3 protein-coding genes are annotated in these 4,061 nt (G+C 76.3%); all 3 read right to left on the reverse strand.

The window, feature by feature from the left end:
• Positions 1-10: 10 nt before the first annotated feature.
• The 3 genes from AB0L34_RS33070 to AB0L34_RS33080 all read right to left on the reverse strand — a co-directional run bounded on the left by AB0L34_RS33070 (position 11) and on the right by AB0L34_RS33080 (position 3,863).
• Positions 11-1,108, reverse strand: coding sequence for a (Fe-S)-binding protein (locus tag AB0L34_RS33070; protein ID WP_363709524.1), 1,098 nt, complete (start codon positions 1,106-1,108; stop codon positions 11-13).
• Positions 1,105-2,490, reverse strand: coding sequence for an FAD-linked oxidase C-terminal domain-containing protein (locus tag AB0L34_RS33075; protein WP_363709526.1), 1,386 nt, complete (start codon positions 2,488-2,490; stop codon positions 1,105-1,107). The genes AB0L34_RS33070 and AB0L34_RS33075 overlap by 4 nt, the downstream gene beginning before the upstream one ends.
• A 125-nt stretch (positions 2,491-2,615) precedes the next feature.
• Positions 2,616-3,863, reverse strand: a complete 1,248-nt coding sequence (locus tag AB0L34_RS33080; RefSeq protein ID WP_363709528.1) for a hypothetical protein — start codon at positions 3,861-3,863, stop codon at positions 2,616-2,618.
• Positions 3,864-4,061: the final 198 nt, after the last annotated feature.

Raw genomic sequence — 4,061 nt, forward strand, 5'->3', positions numbered from 1 at the left:
CCCGACCCGCTCAGACCGGTCGGGACGCCGGCTCGACGCGGGTGAGCAGCTCGGCCAGGTGCACGGCCCGGACGGGGGACCGGCGCCGGCGCAGCCCGGTGCGCAGCTGCCGCAGGCAGCCCGGGTTGACCGCCACCACCAGGTCCACCCCGGCGGCCTCGATCTCGTCGAGCTTCGCGTCCAGGATCCGCCGCGACTCCTTCGGCCGCAGCAGCGAGTACGTGCCGGCGGCGCCGCAGCAGGTGGCCGCCGAGGGCAGCTCCACGTAGTCGGCGACCTGGCGCAGCAGCGCCCGCGGCTCGGCGAAGACGCCGAGGCCGTTGCGCAGGTGGCAGGAGTCCTGCAGGGCGACCCGGGCGCGCCGGCCGGCCACCCGCAGCTCCGCGCCGGCGGGCCGTTCGGCGAGCCAGGTGGACAGCTCGCGCACCCGGTCGCGGCCGAGCACGGAGGCGAGGTGCGCCGCGCAGCCGCCGGAGGTGGTGACGATCGTGCCCGGCAGGTCCTCGCCGAGGCGCTCGGCAAGCCGCTCGCCGCCGGCCAGGTCGCCGTTGTGCGCGTGCAGCGCGCCGCAGCAGCCCTGCGCGGTGGGGACGGCCAGCCCCGGGTCGAGCGCCCGGGCGGCCCGGCTGACCGCCGGGAACAGGCCCCGCTCGACGCAGCCCAGCATGAGCTGTGCGTCGGGCCGCCCGGCAGCACCGGGCTCAGCCGACGGGGCGGCGGCCGGACCGTGGGCGGCGCGGCGGACCAGGCCGAGCAGCCGCAGCACCCACCGCTGCTCGACCAGCAGCATCAGCGCGCGGGCCACCAGCGGCCGGCGCGGGCCGCGCCACTGGTGCACCCGCCACTGCTCCAGCAGGCTGCCGTACTCCACCCCGGCGGGGCAAACCGGTTCGCAGGCACGGCAGCCCAGGCAGAACGAGGACTGCTCGGCGAGCGTGTCGTCGTCCGGGGGCAGGGTGCCGTCCTGCAGCGCCCGCATCAGCGTGATCCGCCCGCGCGGCGACGACGCCTCGTCGCCGGTCATCGCGTACGTGGGGCAGGCCGGCAGGCAGAACCCGCAGGAGATGCAGCGGGACAGCTGCTCCGGGTTGAACACGTCGCCTGTCACGAGCCCAGCTTTCCGGGGTTGAGGACGCCCGCCGGGTCGAAGGCGCTCTTGATCCGGCGCAGCAGGGCGAGCTGGTCGTCGCCGAGCCGGGCGGCGAGGAACGGCAGCTTCGCCGCCCCCACCCCGTGCTCGCCGGTGATGGTGCCGCCGAGGTCGAGGGCGGCGGCGAAGACGTCGGCGAAGGCCGCCTCGGCCCGGCGTACCGCGTCGTGGTCCTCGGCGGAGTCGAGGACGCAGGTGGGATGCAGGTTGCCGTCCCCGGCGTGGCCGAAGGTGGCGATGGCGACGTCGTGCCGGACGGCGATCGCGTCGATCCGGTCGACCATCTCGGCGATACGCGGCCGGGGCACGGTCGCGTCCTCCAGGATCGTCACCCCGCCCCGGCGGGACAGCGCCGGCAGCGCGCAGCGGCGGGCGGCCAGCAGCGCATCGGCCTGGGCGACCTCCCGGGCGGTGGTGACCTCCACCGCGCCGGCGTCGACGCAGGCCGCGCCGATCCGGTCGAGGTGGGTGGCGACCAGGTCCGGCGGGCCGTCGTCGCCGAAGAGCAGCAGCGCTCCCGCGTCGGCGCGCAGCCCCAGGTGGGCGAAGTCCTCCACCGCCGTGATGCAGGCCCGGTCGAGGAACTCCAGCGTCGCCGGCACCACGCCGGCCCGGATCACCCGGGCGACGGCCTCCCCCGCCTCGGCGAGCGTCGGGAAGTAGGCGACCCCGGTGTTGCTCGACGCGGGCGCGGGCAGCAACGCCACCGTCGCCTCGGTGATCACCGCGAGGGTGCCCTCGGAGCCGGTGAGCAGCCGGGTCAGGTCGTAGCCGGCGACGTCCTTCCACAGCCGACCGCCGGTGCGGATCACCTCGCCGGTGGGCAGCACCGCCTCCAGGCCCAGCACGTAGTTGCGGGTCACCCCGTACTTCAGCCCGCGCAGCCCGCCGGCGCAGGTGGCGATGGTGCCGCCGACGGTGGCGACGGTGCGGCTGCCCGGGTCGGGCGCCCAGAGCAGGCCGCGCGCCGCGGCGGCGTCGGCCAGCGCGGCGCTGGTCACGCCGGGCTGCACCCGGGCCAGCAGCTCGTCGGCGCTGACCTCCAGGATCGCGTTCAGCCGGGTCAGCACCAGCACGATCCCGCCGTGCAGCGGCACGGTCGCGGCGCACAGGTTGGAGCCCGCGCCGCGCGGCACCACCGGCACCCCGTGCCGGGTGGCCAGGGCCAGCACGGCGGCGACCTCGGCGGTGTCGGCCGGGAACACCACCGCGTCGGGCCGGTGCGAGAAGAGCGGGGTCGCGTCCCGGGCGTACGCCACGAGGTCGCCGGCCGCGTCGTGCACGTGGGCCGGGCCGACGATGCCGCGCAGCTCGGCGAGGACGGTCGCGGACAGCGCCATGCCAGCCCCTCCCGGCGCGGGTCCGCGCCCGTAGCTTTTTGCCAACCCCGACCTGACAGTCGGCGAAATTTTCAACCGATCATAGAGAGCCAGGCCCCGCCAGGTGAAGACGGCACCGGGGCCCGTCAGATGATGAAGTGGGTCCAGTAGGCGAGCCAGGCGACGAAGAGAGCGCCCTGGAGGAGGGCGAGGGCGGCGGTCAGCCAGGCGTCGGCGGTGGCGTGCCGGGCCCAGCGGGCCAGCACCAGGCCCACCGGGAACGCGGCGAGCAGGTAGCGCAGCAGGCTCTTGTAGACCGGCGGCCCCATCGACAGCGGCACCAGGACCATGATCAACCCGTACGCGAGGTAGGGCAGCCCGAGGTGGCGGACGCCCGCGACCAGGACCACCAGCACCACGACGGCGAGCCACACCCGCAGGGCGTCCCGCGCCGGCGTGCCGGTCAGGCCGTGCCACAGCACCGCCAGCGGGTTCTGCACGGAGATGCCCCAGCCCCGCTCCTGGGCGTGCTTGTAGGCGAACCAGTCGCCGCTCTGCCACCGGCAGAACGCCATGAACGTCAGCCAGCCGGCGGGCACCAGCACCAGCGGCCACCCGACGCGCACGTACGTCACCAGCGCGCGCGGGCCCAGCCGGTAGCCGTGCTGCCGCAGCAGCACCAGGGCCAGCGGGAGCACCACGAAGAACCCGACCGAGCGGCTCAGCGCCAGGAAGAACCCCACGACGCCCACGAGCAGCCAGCGCCGCCGCTCGGCGTAGTGGAAGGCGGCGAGCGCGAGGCAGAGGAAGAGCGACTCGGTCAGCGCCGCCTGGAACAGGAACGCGGCCGGCAGCAGCACCAGGTAGCGGACGAACCGGCGGGCCGCCGCGTCGTCGCCGAGCAGCCGCTCGCCCAGCCGGTGGGCGTAGTAGAGCATCAGCAGGAACGCGACGTTGGCGACGAGCAGCAGCGCCAGCGCGGTGTTGCCGCCCAGCAGCGGGGCCAGTGGCCGGGCCAGGAACGGATAGAGCAGCGGGAAGCCGAAGTCCCGCCACGGCTCGTCGAGCGGGACCCGGGCCAGGTGGTCGTAGAGGAACGAGTCCCAGGCGAACCAGAGCCAGACCGCGCGGTGCCCGGAGACCGCCCGCTGCTGCTCGCGCATCGTCGCCTCGTCCGGCGGCGGCGCCCACGGCACGTCGTCGAAGGCGCTCAACGCGAGCACCCCGACGAGGCTGAGCACGATCTTGGTGCCGAGGAGGACGCCGACGACGAACAGCCACGGCGCCGGCACCCGGTCGGCGGCGCGCCGCAGGTCGTGGCCACGCCGGGCGAGCCGGGCGGGCAGGCGCCCGGCCCGCCGCCGCGCGTCCGCGACGGCCCGCCACCTGTCCATCACCGCGTCTCCCGATCCGGCCGCCAGAACGGTGCCACATCCCCGTTCCGGGGCGCTTGACACGTGTACGCGGCGCGCCGGCCCGGCCGCCCGGCGGTCGCTCGGAGCGGGTGCGGGGGGGGGGCCCCGGGGCGCGGCGGGGGGGGCGCGCGCCCGCGTCCGGGGGGGGGTGGGGGGGTGGGGGGGGGACGCGGGCGC

Source organism: Micromonospora sp. NPDC052213, assembly GCF_040679695.1.
In the GTDB taxonomy this organism is placed as follows: domain Bacteria; phylum Actinomycetota; class Actinomycetes; order Mycobacteriales; family Micromonosporaceae; genus Micromonospora.

Excerpts from the sequence above, each read along its gene's own strand:
- AB0L34_RS33080 (WP_363709528.1), bottom strand. The coding sequence starts at position 3,863 with ATGGACAGGTGGCGGGCCGTCGCGGACGCGCGGCGGCGGGCCGGGCGC.
- AB0L34_RS33075 (WP_363709526.1), bottom strand. The coding sequence starts at position 2,490 with ATGGCGCTGTCCGCGACCGTCCTCGCCGAGCTGCGCGGCATCGTCGGC.